Source organism: Sphingopyxis sp. (genome assembly GCF_036675685.1).
GTDB lineage: Bacteria > Pseudomonadota > Alphaproteobacteria > Sphingomonadales > Sphingomonadaceae > Sphingopyxis.
Map to the genome: position 1 here is coordinate 384,080 of NZ_JAKFEM010000022.1, position 14,674 is coordinate 398,753.

The 14,674-nt window shown below is 65.0% G+C and carries 12 protein-coding genes, 1 tRNA gene and 1 pseudogene; 2 read left to right on the top strand and 12 right to left on the bottom strand.

Annotation, left to right across the window (positions count from 1 at the left end):
* Positions 1-76: 76 nt before the first annotated feature.
* From V6M50_RS11195 to V6M50_RS11205, 3 genes are all read right to left on the bottom strand, one after another.
* Positions 77-152 (bottom strand) — tRNA-Ile (locus V6M50_RS11195).
* 69 nt (positions 153-221) lie between these two features.
* On the bottom strand, positions 222-1,259 hold the full coding sequence (locus V6M50_RS11200; protein ID WP_332818637.1) for a polysaccharide deacetylase family protein: 1,038 nt from the start codon (positions 1,257-1,259) through the stop codon (positions 222-224).
* Between the two features lie 25 nt (positions 1,260-1,284).
* Positions 1,285-2,943 carry a histidine kinase dimerization/phospho-acceptor domain-containing protein gene (locus V6M50_RS11205; RefSeq protein WP_332818638.1) on the bottom strand — a complete coding sequence of 553 codons (1,659 nt, stop codon included), beginning with the start codon at positions 2,941-2,943 and terminating at the stop codon, positions 1,285-1,287.
* Between the two features lie 169 nt (positions 2,944-3,112).
* Between V6M50_RS11205 and V6M50_RS11210 the strand changes: the two genes are divergently transcribed.
* The gene (locus V6M50_RS11210) at positions 3,113-3,586 is read left to right on the top strand and encodes an Lrp/AsnC family transcriptional regulator (protein ID WP_192645538.1); all 474 of its coding nucleotides are present in this window, start codon (positions 3,113-3,115) and stop codon (positions 3,584-3,586) included.
* A gap of 78 nt (positions 3,587-3,664) precedes the next feature.
* Here V6M50_RS11210 and V6M50_RS11215 read toward each other — a convergent pair whose 3' ends face one another.
* Both V6M50_RS11215 and V6M50_RS11220 read right to left on the bottom strand, forming a co-directional pair.
* Positions 3,665-4,963, bottom strand: a complete 1,299-nt coding sequence (locus V6M50_RS11215) for a tetratricopeptide repeat protein (RefSeq protein WP_332818639.1) — start codon at positions 4,961-4,963, stop codon at positions 3,665-3,667.
* A 190-nt stretch (positions 4,964-5,153) separates the two neighbouring features.
* On the bottom strand, positions 5,154-5,450 hold the full coding sequence (locus V6M50_RS11220; protein ID WP_332818640.1) for an Hpt domain-containing protein: 297 nt from the start codon (positions 5,448-5,450) through the stop codon (positions 5,154-5,156).
* Between the two features lie 68 nt (positions 5,451-5,518).
* Between V6M50_RS11220 and V6M50_RS11225 the strand changes: the two genes are divergently transcribed.
* Complete coding sequence (locus tag V6M50_RS11225) at positions 5,519-7,888, top strand: hypothetical protein (RefSeq protein ID WP_332818641.1); 2,370 nt, start codon at positions 5,519-5,521, stop codon at positions 7,886-7,888.
* A gap of 112 nt (positions 7,889-8,000) precedes the next feature.
* On the opposite strand, the gene V6M50_RS11230 is transcribed toward V6M50_RS11225, so the two are convergent.
* The 7 genes and pseudogenes from V6M50_RS11230 to V6M50_RS11260 all read right to left on the bottom strand — a co-directional run.
* Positions 8,001-8,267 (bottom strand): DUF1467 family protein, encoded by a 267-nt coding sequence (locus tag V6M50_RS11230; RefSeq protein ID WP_332818642.1) that lies wholly within the window; start codon positions 8,265-8,267, stop codon positions 8,001-8,003.
* Positions 8,268-8,283: 16 nt separating this feature from the next.
* Positions 8,284-9,918 carry a ribonuclease J gene (locus V6M50_RS11235; RefSeq protein WP_332818643.1) on the bottom strand — a complete coding sequence of 545 codons (1,635 nt, stop codon included), beginning with the start codon at positions 9,916-9,918 and terminating at the stop codon, positions 8,284-8,286.
* On the bottom strand, positions 9,915-10,721 hold the full coding sequence (locus tag V6M50_RS11240) for a type III pantothenate kinase (RefSeq protein ID WP_332818660.1): 807 nt from the start codon (positions 10,719-10,721) through the stop codon (positions 9,915-9,917). The genes V6M50_RS11235 and V6M50_RS11240 overlap by 4 nt, the downstream gene beginning before the upstream one ends.
* A gap of 2 nt (positions 10,722-10,723) precedes the next feature.
* Entirely contained in the window at positions 10,724-11,527 is an 804-nt protein-coding gene (locus tag V6M50_RS11245; protein WP_332818644.1) for a biotin--[acetyl-CoA-carboxylase] ligase, read from the bottom strand.
* Positions 11,449-12,882, bottom strand: coding sequence for an NADH-quinone oxidoreductase subunit NuoN (gene nuoN / locus V6M50_RS11250; protein WP_332818645.1), 1,434 nt, complete (start codon positions 12,880-12,882; stop codon positions 11,449-11,451). The genes V6M50_RS11245 and nuoN overlap by 79 nt, the downstream gene beginning before the upstream one ends.
* Positions 12,879-14,423: an NADH-quinone oxidoreductase subunit M gene (locus V6M50_RS11255; protein ID WP_332818646.1), complete on the bottom strand. Its 1,545-nt coding sequence runs from the start codon at positions 14,421-14,423 to the stop codon at positions 12,879-12,881. Before V6M50_RS11255 ends, nuoN begins: the two co-directional genes overlap by 4 nt.
* Positions 14,420-14,674 (bottom strand): annotated as a pseudogene (locus V6M50_RS11260) (NADH-quinone oxidoreductase subunit L); the annotation flags it as partial. The gene V6M50_RS11255 and the pseudogene V6M50_RS11260, both read right to left, overlap by 4 nt.

Consider the following 14,674-nt stretch of genomic DNA (forward strand, 5'->3'; position numbering starts at 1 on the left):
TCTCCTTCTGCTGGAGCAGTGGACCGCTACCGGTTTCGATTTGCAAGGGAAATGGTGGGCACGTGTTGGGGGAAAATGGTGGGCCCGGCAGGACTCGAACCCGCAACCTAGCCGTTATGAGCGGCCAGCTCTAACCATTGAGCTACAGGCCCCCCTTGGACACCCGGTGGGGGATGTGCGGGCGATAGCGGAGCGCGCGCCGGATTGGCAAGCGCCAACGCTCAGGGGGTTGGGCTTTGGGAGACCTTGCGTTCAGCCATCGCCAATATTTCCGCCACGGTCGTCGGCTCAACGCCCCGAGAGGCAAGGTGACCCAGCACCACGTCCCACCAGCGATAGAAAAGGTCGAGATCGGCGATGCTGCGGACATAGGGCGTGTTGCCCGGTTGCAGCGACGGCGAATGGAAGGAAAAGTTCAGCACAGGCAGGCGCAGGTCGATAGCGATGTCGATCGCCTTGCACGCGCGTTCGGCGGGGATGCCCTCGGGCGTCAGCGCGATCCGCTCGACAAGACCAAGCCGCGCCAGCGCCGCACGGGCATGCGTGCCACCCCGTACGATGCGGTGATAGATGCCGCGCCCCGCTTCGCCCAAGAGGCCGCCGAACACGGTCGTCACGGGCATCTCGAGCACCGCGCCCTGTTTGGTGCGAACCCACCAGGGGTGCAGCGGGGCGTGACGATAGTCGGGGCCATGGCCGGCGCGATAATCGAATCCCGCGCGAACCGAGGTATCGCAGCGGAAGCCGAGCTCGGCGAGCATCGCCGCCGTATCGCGCCCCAGGCCATAGCGTCCGGCGCGATAGGTCGTCGGGGCGACGCCGAAACGATCGCGAATCGCGTCGCGCAGCGCGGTCATTTTTGCACGTTGCAAATCGGCGGGCAGGTTGCCGGTATAGCTGTTGCGCTCGCTCACCTGCTCATCGTGCGGCGGCGTCACCCACGGATGAAGCTGCGCCCCGATCTCGCAGCGGCCAGCCCCTTGCGCGGCGCCGAGGATCTCTACCGCCCGGTCGTCGGCGACGACCGGCCAGTCGACCAGATAGATGGGCTGCACCCCCGCACGCTCGAAATAGCTCTGGCATTCGGCGAGCGCGGGGACCGACGCGAGGCGATAGCCGGTGCGCGCGAAGGGCGCCGCCCAGTCGAAATCTTCCTCGGTATCGATCGTGACCCAGAATCGCGGGCTTTCACTCGCTTCCAGTTGAACCAGGTCCGATGCGGCCGGATGCGCAAAGAAATTGCCCGCAGGCTGCACCATGCTCCCCTTTGCCCCGGCCGGCGGCCTAATCGCCTTGCTGGGCTTCCAGCTCGACCTCGGCCTTCGAGTTGGCGGAGGGCAGGTGCAAGGTCAAGGCGTTATGCCCGATATCGAGCCGTCCCCCGGCCCCCCGCGCGAGGCTGTCGACGAGGCGGAGCGAAAAACCGAGGCTGAGGACCGCCGCGCCCGGCGCCTCGCCTTCGGGGCTGAAGCCCGGATCAAGCAGGTCGGACGCGGTCGCGAAGCGGATCGTCGCGGGTCGGACGATGCGAAGCTGCAGCATGTCGTCATGCGGCGATTCGGTCACCAGCTGCCCGACCAGAATCGCGCCCGGTTCGGACACATCGACCAGCGCGGTGAGCAGGCGGCCGACCATACGCCGCGCACTGGCATCGTTCGCCAGACCCATGAACGGGCCGCCGACACGCGAAATGCTGAGATCGACGCGTTGCTCGGTCAGCAGTCCGACGAGATCGCCCTCGACCTGCGTCACGACCGCACCAATATCGACGACCTCGCCCGGAGGTTGCTCGACCGGGGCCGAGCCGCTGCGCGCGGCGGTTTCCAGATCGTCGATGATCGACTGTACCGATGCGGCGTCCGTCACGATCGTTTCGGCCATCGCGCGATAGCTGCGATTGACCGGGCCGAACATCTGTCCCGAAACAATCTGCGCAAAGCCCGAAATGGCGTTCAGCGGGCTGCGCAGTTCGTGGATCAGCTGGCGGATCGAATCGCCCGAATCTTCCGCGGCAGGCCTTCCATACGGTATTTCGCTCTGGTGCGGACGGCGGGCGTTGGCGCGATAGCCGCGAAACTGCCCCGTCGCCGGATCGAACCAGGGCAAGGCCGAAAAACGCCATTCGCCGGCTTCGGCGGGCGTCCCTTCGAGGTGCATTCGCGCGTTGATGATTTCGGCGCGCTGGCGGAAGGCACCCGCGGCCACACCGTCGGTGCCGGGCTCGCCGCCGAAGGCCGCCTCGGCAATCGACAGGCCGATCACGGCGCCGCGCGTCACCCCGTCGACCCAGTGAATCACGCCGTCGGGCCCGGTTTCGAAAAGGAACGCCGCGCGCGGTGCCCGTTCCGCCTGCGGCTGGCCGCGGGTCGACTGATATTTATCGATCCGGCGAACCAGCTCGCTGATCTGGCTCGGGCCGGTTTCAGCTTGCGCTTCGACCTGCGCTTCGGGTTCCGCGTCGACGGGAGGAAGCGGCGCTTGCTGCGCTACCGCTTCCGCTTCGGGCTGCGGCAACGCCACCGATCCGCTGCCGAGGCTCGCCAGCGCGCGATAGACCCCGCCCGGCAGGTCGGGACGCCCGGCCAGCACCGACCGTGCCATCGCGCTCGTCGCGGGCAGCACCGCCAGCCAGTCGGCCTCCGACAAACACGCGTCGCGGAGCATGATCGCCGAGACCGCCGGGACATCATTGGCATAGAGCGCGACGAGCGGAGCAAAACGGCCGTGGCGGGCGATCGCCCGCGCACAGTCGCGGCGTACGGATTCGGGGATCCGTGGCCGCAATACGGCGAGGGCATGCAGGCTGCGACGAATATCGTCATCGGCCAGTTGATTGCCGCGCTGAGCCAGAATATCGGAGAGTTGCCGCCACGCCGCGATACTCGCACGGCGGTCCGCAGGCGCCTGGCGCAAGATGGTCGCGATCATTGAATCAGCAGTCACGCGAAGCCAGCCCCACACCCTCTATCGTTGGTTACAATATGCTTACCGGCTAGCGTGAATCATCCGGTCATGAAAGTGCCTTAACCTTCCACGTCACATTGTGGGACAATTGCAATCGCCTGAAATAATATTATGGTCGCCGCAGTTTTGGAAAGCGGATGTTTCAATGATGGCAAGCCAGAAATTCGATCAGATCGATTTGCAGATACTGGGCGAACTGCAGAAAAACGGGCGGATGACGAATGTCGAACTGGCACAAATGGTGGGGCTGACTGCCCCGCCGTGCCTCCGCCGCGTGCGGGCACTCGAGGAATCGGGGGTCATCAGATCCTATCATGCCGACCTCGACGCGGCGAAGCTGGGTTATGGGATCACCGTCTTTGCGATGGTCAGCCTGCGCAGCCAGGCCGAATCCGACCTGAAGGCGTTCGAAGATTATGTCGGCGGGCTCGCCGAAGTGCGCGAATGTTACATGCTCAACGGCGAGATCGACTTCTTGCTCAAGGTGGTCGCGCGCGACCTGCAGAGCTTCCAGTCCTTCCTGACCGCGCACCTGACGTCCGCGCCCAATGTCACCAGCGTAAAAACGTCGCTGACGATTCGCACCGCCAAGCAACTGGCCGGGATTCCTGTCGAGCCCTGACCCCGCGGGAATCGCGCCAAACAAAAAAAGGCGCCGCTCCAGTCCGGAGCGGCGCCTTTTTTTTCGAAGTTAGCCGGTTCAGCCGCCGGTGGTCGGCGTGGCGGCGGCCGCGGCCGGCGCGCCGGCTTTGGCGCGGATCGTCCAGAGCTGCGCAAGCCGCAGGCGGTTGCCCTGCACCTTGGCAAAGCTCGCGACCGCGGCATCGCCCTGCCCCGCCAACGCCTGCGCAACGCCCAGCCGATATTGGATCAAACTGTCGGCGGGAGCAGCCTTCAGTGCGGCTTCGTACAGCGGAATGGCTTTCGCCGCCTCGCCATTGCCCACCAGCGCGTCGGCGGTCGCGCGTGCGGCCTTGGGGTTGTTGAGGGTCGCGGGCTTGCTGGCATCCGCGGCGACGGCCGCGGCGTCCGACGCTGCGCGCGGCCCCTGCGATTCGAGAATGCTCCCGAAATGCGAGTCGGTCTTGGGAATCGCGCCGCTATTCTGTCCCTGCCTGATCACCGCAACGACTTCGCCCGGATAGCCGGCTTCGGTCGCCAGCCCCGCATATTCCAGATATTCGGGACGCTGGGTCATCGAATTGGTCGCGCGCATCAGGCGCAGGATGTCGAGGTTGAGTTCCTTGTCGCCCGCCGCCTGCTGCAGCAGGATATAGAGCGTGTTGCGCCACGTTGCCGGCGTCGGATAATCCTGTACGCGCATCGTCAGCACGTCGAGCATCTCGTTGGTACGGTTCGCTTTCTGGAAAGCCTGCGCCGGACGGACATAGAGTTCTTCGGACGGCTTGGTGCCTGCCGCACGCGCGCTATCAATCCCGGCCTTGGCGATTTCCCAGCCCTTGTCGATCTGACCGCCGTTCAGATAGCTGTCCATCAGCATCGGAGCGAGGGCGGATTCGGTCGAGCCGGCGGCCTTCGCCGCTTCGAGCCGCTGGATCGCCTTGGCATAGTTTTTCGCGCCATAGGCGAAATTGCCCGAATAGAAATTATAGATGCCGGCATTCTCGGCCGGGGTCCTGCCCGTTTCGAGCATCGCGTCGAGCCCCTGGGCCTGCAGCGTCTGATCCTTGTTCAGAATGCCGAGCTGGAGCTGATAGGAACCAACGTAATATTTGTCGTCGGGCGTGGTCGCCGTGGGCTGCCCAGCGGTCAGCGCGGCTTGCATCGCGGCCGGATCCTTGGCTTTCTGCGCCTCTTCCATCTTCTTGGCCGCAGGCATGAATTCCTTGCTGATGGAAATACCGCCGCCCTTGGCGGCTTCTTCCTTCTTCGGCTTTTCCTTCTTCTGGGCAGCAGCCGGCGTCGCGGTCGTCATCAGCGCGCAGCCCAGCACGGCAGCCATCGCCGTTGCAGGCATCGAGCGGAAACGGGTGAACATCGAAATCTCTCCTCTGAATCGGTCGCCTCGCCCCAACACATCAAGGGCTCGGCCGCGCGTCCTAAACGCGGCTAAACCCCTCGCGTTGCCAAGGCAAGACGGCCGGTATCGATATTTCTCTGAAGCCAAGCGGCTGAACGGGAATTGAACCCGGCTCGCCGGTCAGGCCCCGCCCGTCAGGCCCGGTCGATCAAGCGATGTCGTCGATCGCCTGGTTGATCTGGCGCAGCACCGCGGGATCGCCCGGCGCACCGGCCATGGCATCTTCGGCGAGCTGGATCAGCGATATGATGCCGAAGGTCGCGGCGAGGCTCTTCAAACGGAGCGCCGCCATCTCCCAGTTCGCATCGCAGCGGGCGCGGCGCATCAGGTCGGCGAGGTCGCGCGCGCTGCCGGTGAGGGCACTGCGCAAGTCCATCGCCATCGCCGCGTCGTCACCGATTGCGGCGCTGAGGTAACGGTCAAGGGGGCCACTATCGAAAGACATTCCACAGGATTGGCAGCTTGTGGTTAAGTTTCCGTTTCAAGACGGCCATTTGATGCTAAGATGGCAGGATGACGGGGGAAAAGAAAATCGTCGGATTGTGGCGGGATTCCGCTGCAAACCAGGAAGCGGACAGCGTAGCGCCGGTGGAAACCGCCGCGCCCGAGACCGCGCTCGCGCCCGAAGCGGAGGCGCCCGCTGAACGGGATTGGCTCGATATGTCCTCGCTGACCGACGCCGGTGAGATGGACGAGAGCGACGAAGCGGCGCATGCGGCGTCGGCATGGCGCGACCGCATCGCCCCTGCCCTGCTCATCCTTCTTGCAATCGGCTGGACGCTGTTCGCACTCACCGTCGCATCCGACAGCTTTGCGCGCAGCCCCGCGCTCGCCGACTGGCCCGCGCTGGTCGCGACGATCGCGATGCCGCTGACTTTGCTCGCGGTGCTGTGGATGGCATTCTTGCGGGCGAGCCGATCCGAACAGGCGCGATTCGCCCGCGTTACGACCGCGCTTCGCGAAGAAAATATGGCGCTCAACCAGTCGATGCACTCGCTCGGCCTGCATCTGGCCGATGCGCAGAAGCAGCTCGGCGAACAGGCGAAGATCGTCCAGCAGCTCGGCCTCGACACCGTGATGCGGCTCAACGAAAGCAGCGACAAGCTCGCCAGCAATGCGTCGGTCATCGCCAACGCGCATGACCAGCTGGCACGGTCGGGCGATGTCGCGATGCAGCGGATGGACGGCCTGCTTGCGGGCCTGCCGCGGATCGACGATGTCGCGCAGCGCCTCGCGGTCAATTTCCGCGAAGCTGGGCTCGTCGCGCACCAGCAGGGCGCCAATCTGGAAGCCCGGCTCGCGGCGCTCGGCGAGGAAGCCGCGAAGACCGCGCAGGCCGGCGAAGCATCGACCGCCAGCATCCTCGAGGCGATCGTCGCGCTGCAGGGACAGACGAAGGAAACCGAATCGGACCTGCTCGCCGCATCGGCGCAGGTGACCGGCGCCCACGGCGCAGCCCTTGCCCAGATGTCCAGCGTTGCCGCCACGGTCCGCGACGACATGGCGACAACCGTTGCCGCGGTGACAAGCCAGATGGACGAAAGCTGGCGGCAGTTCCGCGAAGGCGTCGATACCGCCGCGGCGCAAATGGATGAAAAGCTGGCCGCGGCCCGCGCCGCGGGCGATGCGATGGGCGCCCAGCTTTCGGGCCATGCCGACGCCAGCGATGCGCTCGCCTCGCGGATCACCGCGCATGTCGCCGAGGTCGGTCAGCAGCTCGAAGTCCTCGATGTCAGCGTCAGCGCGAGCACGGGCGTTATCGGCCGCGCGATCGACGATACCAAAACGCAGCTCGGCGCCTTCATGCAGGAAGTGCAGAGCGGCAACGCGTCGGCGCACCAGCTCATCACCCATGCCGAATCGCTGCTGCTGGCGCTCGACGCCGTGACGCGCGAGCTCGACGAAACGCTGCCGCACGCGCTCGACCGCATCGCGTCGCACGGCAAGACGACCCAGTCCGCGCTGTCGCAGCTCCGTCCGATCCTCGACGCGTCGGAACTGGTCGCCCAGTCGACGATGTCGCACGTCAATGCCGTCCAGGCGACCCTCAAGTCGAACGAAGAGCAGATGGCGGGCCATGCGGAAAGCCAGCAGACGCTGGTCGACCGCATCAACGCGTCGCTCGCCGAAGCCGAAGCCGCGCTCGCAAAACTGCGCGACGGCGCCGACGAATTTGCCGAGCAGGGCGGCGCGCGCATGATCGCGACGCTCGGCGAGGTTCGCTCTACCGCCGATTCGGCGGCCGAAGAGGCGCGGCAGACGCTTGAGAAGCTCGTGTCGGGCGCGCGCGACGCGATGCAGGCGACCGCAAGCGAAGCGATCGATAGTGCGTTCAAGAACGAGATCATGGCGCAGCTCACCGCGATCGAGGACGCTTCGGCGCGCGCGGTCGCGGCGGCCAATGGCGCCGCCGACCGGCTGATGCGTCAGCTCATCACGATCATGGATACCAGCGCGAGCGTCGAACAGCGCGTGAGCGAGGCCGAACAGGCGATCGCCGCCTCGGACCGCGATTCGCTCGCCAAGCAGGTCGGCGTGCTGACCGAGGCGCTGAAATCGACCGCGATCGACGTCACCAAGATCCTGTCGAGCGAAGTCAGCGACACCGCCTGGGACGCTTATCTCAAGGGCGATCGCGGCGTGTTCGCGCGGCGCGCAGTCAAGCTGGTCGACAATAGCGAGGCGAAGGAAATCCTGCGCCTTTACCAGGCCGACGACGGCTTCCACGCGTCGGTGAACCAGTTCATCCACGATTTCGAGGCGATGCTGCGCCTGCTCATCGGTGCGCGCGACGGGTCGGCGATCAGCGTCACCCTACTGTCGTCGGACATCGGCAAGCTCTATGTCGCGCTGGCGCAGGCGATCGACCGCCTGCGCGGCTGATCAAACCATTCAATCCCAAATGTCGTCATTCCGGCGAAGGCCGGAATCTCGCCGTTGCGTCATGTGCAATCGTTGAGATCCCGGCCTTCGCGGGGATGACCATAAGGATAGGTTAGCTGGACGCCCGCCCGCTGAGCACGTCGGGATCGACCCAACCCTGCACATAGGCGACGTAATAAAGGACGAAGGCGATCGTCGCGACGATCGTCATCTGTAGCAGGATGCGCCGGGGGCGAATGACCGCAGGCGCGCCCGGATCCTGCCCCCGCACCAGCGGCGTCGCGTCATCGCTCAGCCGCCGGCCATGGAAGGGCAGCACGAAGAAGGCGCTGAACGCCCAGAACAGCAGGTAGATGGCGAGCGCCGAAGTCCATTTCATCGCAGTCGGTCCCGGATCAGATGTCGACGAGCATCACGTCGACGACGGGCTTTTTCCCCGTCCAGTCGGTGGCAATGCGGCGTACGCCGAGGCGAATCGCCTCGCGCAGCTTTTCCTGATCGCGCGCGGGGCCGGTCGCGGCCTGTTCGGCGGCTTCGCGCATTTCGTCGATAAAGGCCTCGCGCTCGTCCTCGACCGGGACGCCGCGATAGCTGATCGCGCTGTCGACGAAACGCTTGTCGGAAAAGATCGCCGCGACGGTGATATGGCCGTGGAGCGCGAGCTTGCGCCGTTCGTTGATCGTCTCGCCTTCGGCGGGCAGGATCACGTCGCCGTCGAGGATCAGCCGTCCGGCGCGAACGCGCTCGATGATCTTCGGCGCACCGGGGGACAGGCGAACCAGATCGCCATTTTCCTGCACCAGCGCGTCGGGCACGCCCTTTTCGAGCGCGAAGCGCGCCTGTTCGTGCATGTGGCGGATCTCGCCATGCACCGGCAGCACCAGTTTCGGGCGCAGCCAGCCATAGAGAGCGGCCAGTTCGGGTTGCCCCGGATGGCCGCTGACATGGATATGCGCCTGCTTCTCAGTGACGGTGAGGATGTCCTTGGCCGCGAGCTGGTTCATGATCCGCCCGATCGCGACCTCGTTGCCGGGGATCTGCTTCGACGAGAAGACGACGGTGTCGCCCGCCTCGAGCTTGATCTGGTGGATGTCGGCCGCCATGCGCGCGAGCGCGGCGCGGGGTTCGCCCTGCCCGCCGGTCGCGATCACCATCACCTTATTACGCGGCAGGCGCATCGCCTCGTCGAAATCGACCGTCGGCGGAAAATCCTTGAGATAACCGACCGAGCGCGCGACGCCGAGGATGCGGTCGAGCGAGCGGCCCGCGACGCACAGCGTGCGTCCGGTCGCCTTGGCGACCGCACCCAACGTTGCAAGCCGGGCAGCATTCGAGGCGAACGTCGTGACAACCACCCGTCCCTTGGCCTCGCCGACGGCCTTGAGCAGACCTTCTTGCAGATCACCCTCACTGCCCGACGCTTCGGCGTTGAACGCGTTCGTTGAATCGCAGACGAGGACATCGACGCCTTCGTCGCCGATCGCGGTCAGCGCCTGCGCGCTCGACGGGGTGCCGAGCACCGGATCGGCGTCGAGTTTCCAGTCGCCGGTGTGAAAGATACGGCCATAAGGCGTGTCGATCACCGCCGCGCTCATTTCGAGGATCGAGTGCGCGAGCGGCATCAGGCGGATACCGAACGGACCAAGCTGGAAATGCGCGTCGATGTCGACGGTCTTGATCTTGACGTCTTTCTCCAACCCTTCTTCGGCAAGTTTGTGCGCGATCAGCCCCGCGGTGAAGCGATTGGCGTAGAGCGGCACGCCGAGGTCGGCGGCGAGATAGGGCAAGGCGCCGATGTGATCCTCATGCCCGTGGGTCAGCACGATGCCGAGCAGATCCTTCTTGCGGTCCTCGATAAATTCAAGGTCGGGCATGACGATGTCGATGCCCGGATAATCATGGCTGCCAAAGGTCACGCCGAGGTCGAGCATGATCCATTTGCCGTCGCAGCCGTAAAGATTGGCGTTCATGCCGATCTCGCCCGACCCGCCGAGCGCGACGAAGAGCAATTCCTTGCCGGGAACGGTCATGCGCCCGCGCCCCGCTGATTATAGAGGTGCATCAGGCCGTTGAGCGTCAGGTCGGGCTCGATGCGGTCGAACAGATGTGCCTGTTCCTGGAAAAGCGTCGCGAGGCCGCCCGTCGCGATGACGGTGAGAGGTTTGTCGATTTCGGATTTCATACGCCCTATTAGGCCTTCCATCATGGATACATAGCCCCAATAGACGCCGATGAGCATCTGGCTTTCGGTGGTGCGGCCGATAACGCTGCTCGTCGCCGGCGCCTCGATCGCGATGCGCGGGAGCTTGGCGGCCGCGGCAACGAGCGCTTCGAGCGAGAGATTGACGCCGGGCGCGATGATCCCGCCCATATAAGCGCCGTCGGGGCCGATATGGTCGAGCGTCGTCGCGGTGCCGAAGCTGATGACGAGCTTGTCCTTGCCGGGTTCGACTGCCTGCGCCGAAATCGCGTTGACCGCGCGGTCGGCGCCGACCGACTGCGGCTCGTCGACCTTGAGCGCGATCCCCCAGGTCACCGGCTCGCGCCCGGCAACCAGCGCGTCGACGCCGAAATATTTGACTGCGAGCAGCTGAAGATTGTGGAGCGCGCGCGGCACGACGGTCGAGATGATGACGGCGGTCACGCCGGCACGGTCATAGCCCTCGATCCGCATCAACTGGTCGAGCCAGACCATATATTCGTCGGCTGTGCGCCGATCGTCGGTCGCGATGCGCCAGCGCGTGAGCGGCTGCGCCGCCTGCCCCGAACTCGATCCGGGTTCGAACAGCGCGAATTTGGCATTGGTGTTGCCGACATCGATCGCGAGCAGCACGGTCAATTTCCTTCCTTCACGGGTCGTTGCAGTTCGACATCGCCCGCGTGGATCAGCATGACCTCTCCTCCATCGCGGCGCAAGCGCAGCGCCCCGTCGGGCGCAAGGCCGTCGAATGTCCCGTCGATCCCCTGCTCGGACACGCGTAGCCGCGTCCCGATCGGATGCGCCTGCGCGGTCCAGGCGGCGGTGATCCGATCGATCCCCTCATGCCGCCACGTCCACAACGCATCGTTCAACGCGACCGCGAGCACCTCGGCAAAGCGATCACGATCGATGACCACGCCCTTGTCGGCGAAGCAGATGGTCGCGCGGTCGGGCAATTCGGGCGCCGAGACCAGATTGACCCCCATGCCGATAACGATGCTGTCGCCCGCGCGTTCGAGCAGGATGCCGGTGCATTTCACACCCTCGATCAGCAGGTCGTTCGGCCATTTCAGCCGGGCATCGATACCGGGCGCCAATGTGGAAACCGCCTTCGCCAGCGCGACGCCGGCGACGAGCGACAGGCCCGCCGGCGATGGATCGCCCACGGTCAGATGCACCACCGTCGAGCCCATGAAATTGCCCTGCCCGTCGCCCCACGCCCGGCCCAAGCGCCCGCGCCCGGCGGTCTGGCGGTCGGCGACGAGCCAATGGCCTTCACCGACATGCTCGCCGCTTGCCAGCCGCGCCAGCAGGTCGGCGTTGGTCGAACCTGTCTGCGCGATCCGCTCGATGGGCGGGATCAGAACAGCACCGCTGCGGCGCTGGCCGAAACGACCGCCAGCACGGGAATGAAGAGATAGCCGATGACCGAGAGCCACAATGCGCTCGCGGTAATCACGGCGTCCTCGACGATCGCGCCGCCGCCCGCCGGTATTTCGGTGTCCGACTTGTCGTCGAAATACATCGTCTTGATGATCGCGATATAATAAAAGGCGCCGATCACCGAGGCGACGATACCCGCGACTGCCAGCGGCACGAGGTTCGCGTTCACCGCGGCTTCGAACACCAGATATTTCGGCCAGAAACCGAAAAGCGGCGGAATGCCCGCGAGGCTGAACAGGAACACCGCCATCGCCGCGGCCAGGCCGGGGCGACGCTGCGACAGGCCGGCGAGCGCCGGGATGCTTTCGATCTGGTTGCCGTCGGCATCGCGCAGCTGGAGCACGACGAGGAAGGCGCCGAGCGTGGTGACGACATAGACGAGCAGATAGGTCAGCACGCCCTCGACCCCCTGCTGCGTTCCGGCAGCGAGGCCGACGAGCATGAAGCCGACATTGTTGATCGACGAATAAGCGAGCAGGCGCTTGATATTCTTCTGCCCGATCGCGCCGACCGCACCGAGGATGATCGAGGCGAGCGACAGGAAGATGATGATCTGCTGCCACGCGCCGACCGCGGGACCCATCGCGTCGATGACGACGCGCGTCATCAACGCCATCGCGGCCACCTTGGGCGCGCTGGCGAAGAAGGTCGTCACCGGGGTCGGCGCGCCTTCGTAGACGTCGGGGGTCCACATATGGAACGGCACGGCGCTGATCTTGAAGCCGAGACCCGCGAGCACGAACACGATGCCGAAGGTCAGCCCGATGTTGAGCTCGCCGCCCATCACCTTGGCGATGCCGGCGAAATCGGTGGTGCCGGTGAAGCCGTAAAGGAGCGAGATGCCGTAGAGCAGCATGCCCGACGCGAGCGCGCCGAGGACGAAATATTTGAGGCCGGCTTCGGTCGACCGTTCGTCGGTGCGCATGAAGCTGGCGAGTACATAAGCGGCAAGGCTGTTGAGCTCGAGTCCGACGTAGAGCGTCATCAGGTCGCGCGACGAGGCCATGATGCCCATGCCAAGCGCGGCGAACAGGATCAAAACCGGATATTCGGCGCGCATCGCGCCGGTGAAGAAGCGCGGCGCGACGACGATGCAGATGAAGCTTGCGGCGTAGATCAGCAGCTTGGCGAAACCGCCGAACCCGTCGACCGACAGCGTGCCCGAAAAGACCGTCGCGTCGACGCCGAACAGCGCGACGACCGCCGCCGCGGCGGCAGCGAGCGTCAGCAGCGAGCTCAGCTGATAAAGCCCGACCTGGCGATCGCCGAGGAAGGTGCCGAGCATCAGCGTGATGAGTCCGCCGATCGTCAGGATCAGTTCGGGCCAGATGAGCGCGAGATCGGCAGTCATTGGACGCCTCCCGCATGATGCGCTTCGCCGTGCGCGGCACCTGCCGGCTTTGGCTTGCCCGCGGCGAGATGCGCGTCGCCGGCGGGTTTCGCCGGCGCGAGCCGCGCAACGACCGTCGTCACATCGCCGCGCATCGGCGCGAGGAAGCTTTCGGGGTAAACGCCCATCCACAGCGCCACGGCCGCCAGCGGCGCCATGATCGCCCATTCGCGGGGATTGAGGTCGGGCATCGCCTTCACATCGTCCTTGGTGAGTTCGCCGAACACGACGCGGCGATAGAGATAGAGCATGTACGCGGCACCGAGGATAATCCCGGTGGTGCACACGAAAGCGACCCAGCTCGAGGCTTCGTAGATGCCCGCGAGGCTCAGGAATTCACCAACGAAACCGCTGGTGCCGGGCAGGCCGATCGACGCCATGGTGAACAGCATGAAGAACAGCGCATAGGCCGGCATGTTCACCGCGAGCCCGCCGTAGCGGTCGATTTCGCGCGTGTGGAGCCGGTCATAGATCACGCCGACGCAGAAAAAGAGCGCGGCCGAGACGACACCATGGCTGAGCATGATGATCAGCGCGCCCTCAATCCCCTGCTGGTTGAAAGCGAACAGGCCCGCGGTAACGATCGCCATATGCGCGACCGACGAATAAGCGATCAGCTTCTTCATGTCGCTCTGCGCCAGCGCGACGAGACTGGTGTAGACCACCGCGATCATCGACAGCGCAAAGACGATCCACATCAGCTGGCCCGACGCATCGGGGAACATCGGCATCATGAAGCGGATGAAACCATAGGCGCCGAGCTTCAGCAGCACGCCCGCGAGGATCATCGACCCCGCGGTGGGCGCCTGGACGTGCGCGTCGGGAAGCCAGGTGTGGACCGGCCACATCGGCATCTTGACCGCGAGGCTGGCGAAGAAGGCGAGCCACAGCCAGGTCTGCATTCCGGGCGGGAAATTGTAGTTCAGCAGCGTCGGGATGTCGGTCGTGCCCGCTTCGCTTATCATCGCGATGATCGCGATCAGCATCAGCACCGACCCGAGCAGCGTGTAGAGGAAGAATTTGAACGCCGCATAGATGCGGTTCGCGCCGCCCCAGATGCCGATGATGAAATACATCGGAATCAGGCCGGCTTCGAAGAAGATGTAAAAGAGCAGCAGATCCTGCGCCATGAAGACGCCGATCATGATGGTTTCCATGATCAGGAACATCGCCATGTAGAGCCCGACGCGCTGCTTGATCACGTCCCAGCTCGCAAGGATGCAGAGCGGCATCAGGAAGACGCTGAGCATGATCAGCATCAGCGCCATGCCGTCGATACCGAGCGCCCACTGAAAGCGCCCGAACAGGTCGGCGCGTTCGGTGAACTGCCACTGCGCCCCGCCAATATCGAACTGCGCCCACATCACGCAGCCGAGGACGAAGGTCGCAAGCGTCGCGCCCAGCGCAACCCAGCGCGACATCTTGTCGCCGACGAACAGGCAGGCGATGGCGGCGACCGCGGGGACCGCCAGCATCAGCGAAAGGATCGGAAAGCCGCTCACAGGAAATTCACCATGGCCCAGCTGGCGAGGCCGACAAGACCGAGCAGCATCACAAACGCATATCCATAAACATAACCCGATTGCAGCCGGACCGCGAGACGGGTCCCCCCAGCGACGAGCGCGGCGGCGCCATCGGGACCGAAGCGGTCGATGGTGCCTTCATCCCCGCGCTTCCAGAAGAAGCGGCCGATCGCGAAGGCGGGCTTCACGAAGAGGATGTTGTAGAGCTCGTCGAAATACCATTTGTTGTA

Excerpts from the sequence above, each read along its gene's own strand:
- V6M50_RS11230 (WP_332818642.1), bottom strand. The coding sequence starts at position 8,267 with ATGAAATGGACTTCGGCGCTCGCCATCTACCTGCTGTTCTGGGCGTTC.
- V6M50_RS11235 (WP_332818643.1), bottom strand. The coding sequence starts at position 9,918 with ATGACCGTTCCCGGCAAGGAATTGCTCTTCGTCGCGCTCGGCGGGTCG.
- V6M50_RS11225 (WP_332818641.1), top strand. The coding sequence starts at position 5,519 with ATGACGGGGGAAAAGAAAATCGTCGGATTGTGGCGGGATTCCGCTGCA.
- V6M50_RS11215 (WP_332818639.1), bottom strand. The coding sequence starts at position 4,963 with ATGTTCACCCGTTTCCGCTCGATGCCTGCAACGGCGATGGCTGCCGTG.
- V6M50_RS11200 (WP_332818637.1), bottom strand. The coding sequence starts at position 1,259 with ATGGTGCAGCCTGCGGGCAATTTCTTTGCGCATCCGGCCGCATCGGAC.
- V6M50_RS11210 (WP_192645538.1), top strand. The coding sequence starts at position 3,113 with ATGGCAAGCCAGAAATTCGATCAGATCGATTTGCAGATACTGGGCGAA.
- V6M50_RS11220 (WP_332818640.1), bottom strand. The coding sequence starts at position 5,450 with ATGTCTTTCGATAGTGGCCCCCTTGACCGTTACCTCAGCGCCGCAATC.
- nuoN (WP_332818645.1), bottom strand. The coding sequence starts at position 12,882 with ATGACTGCCGATCTCGCGCTCATCTGGCCCGAACTGATCCTGACGATC.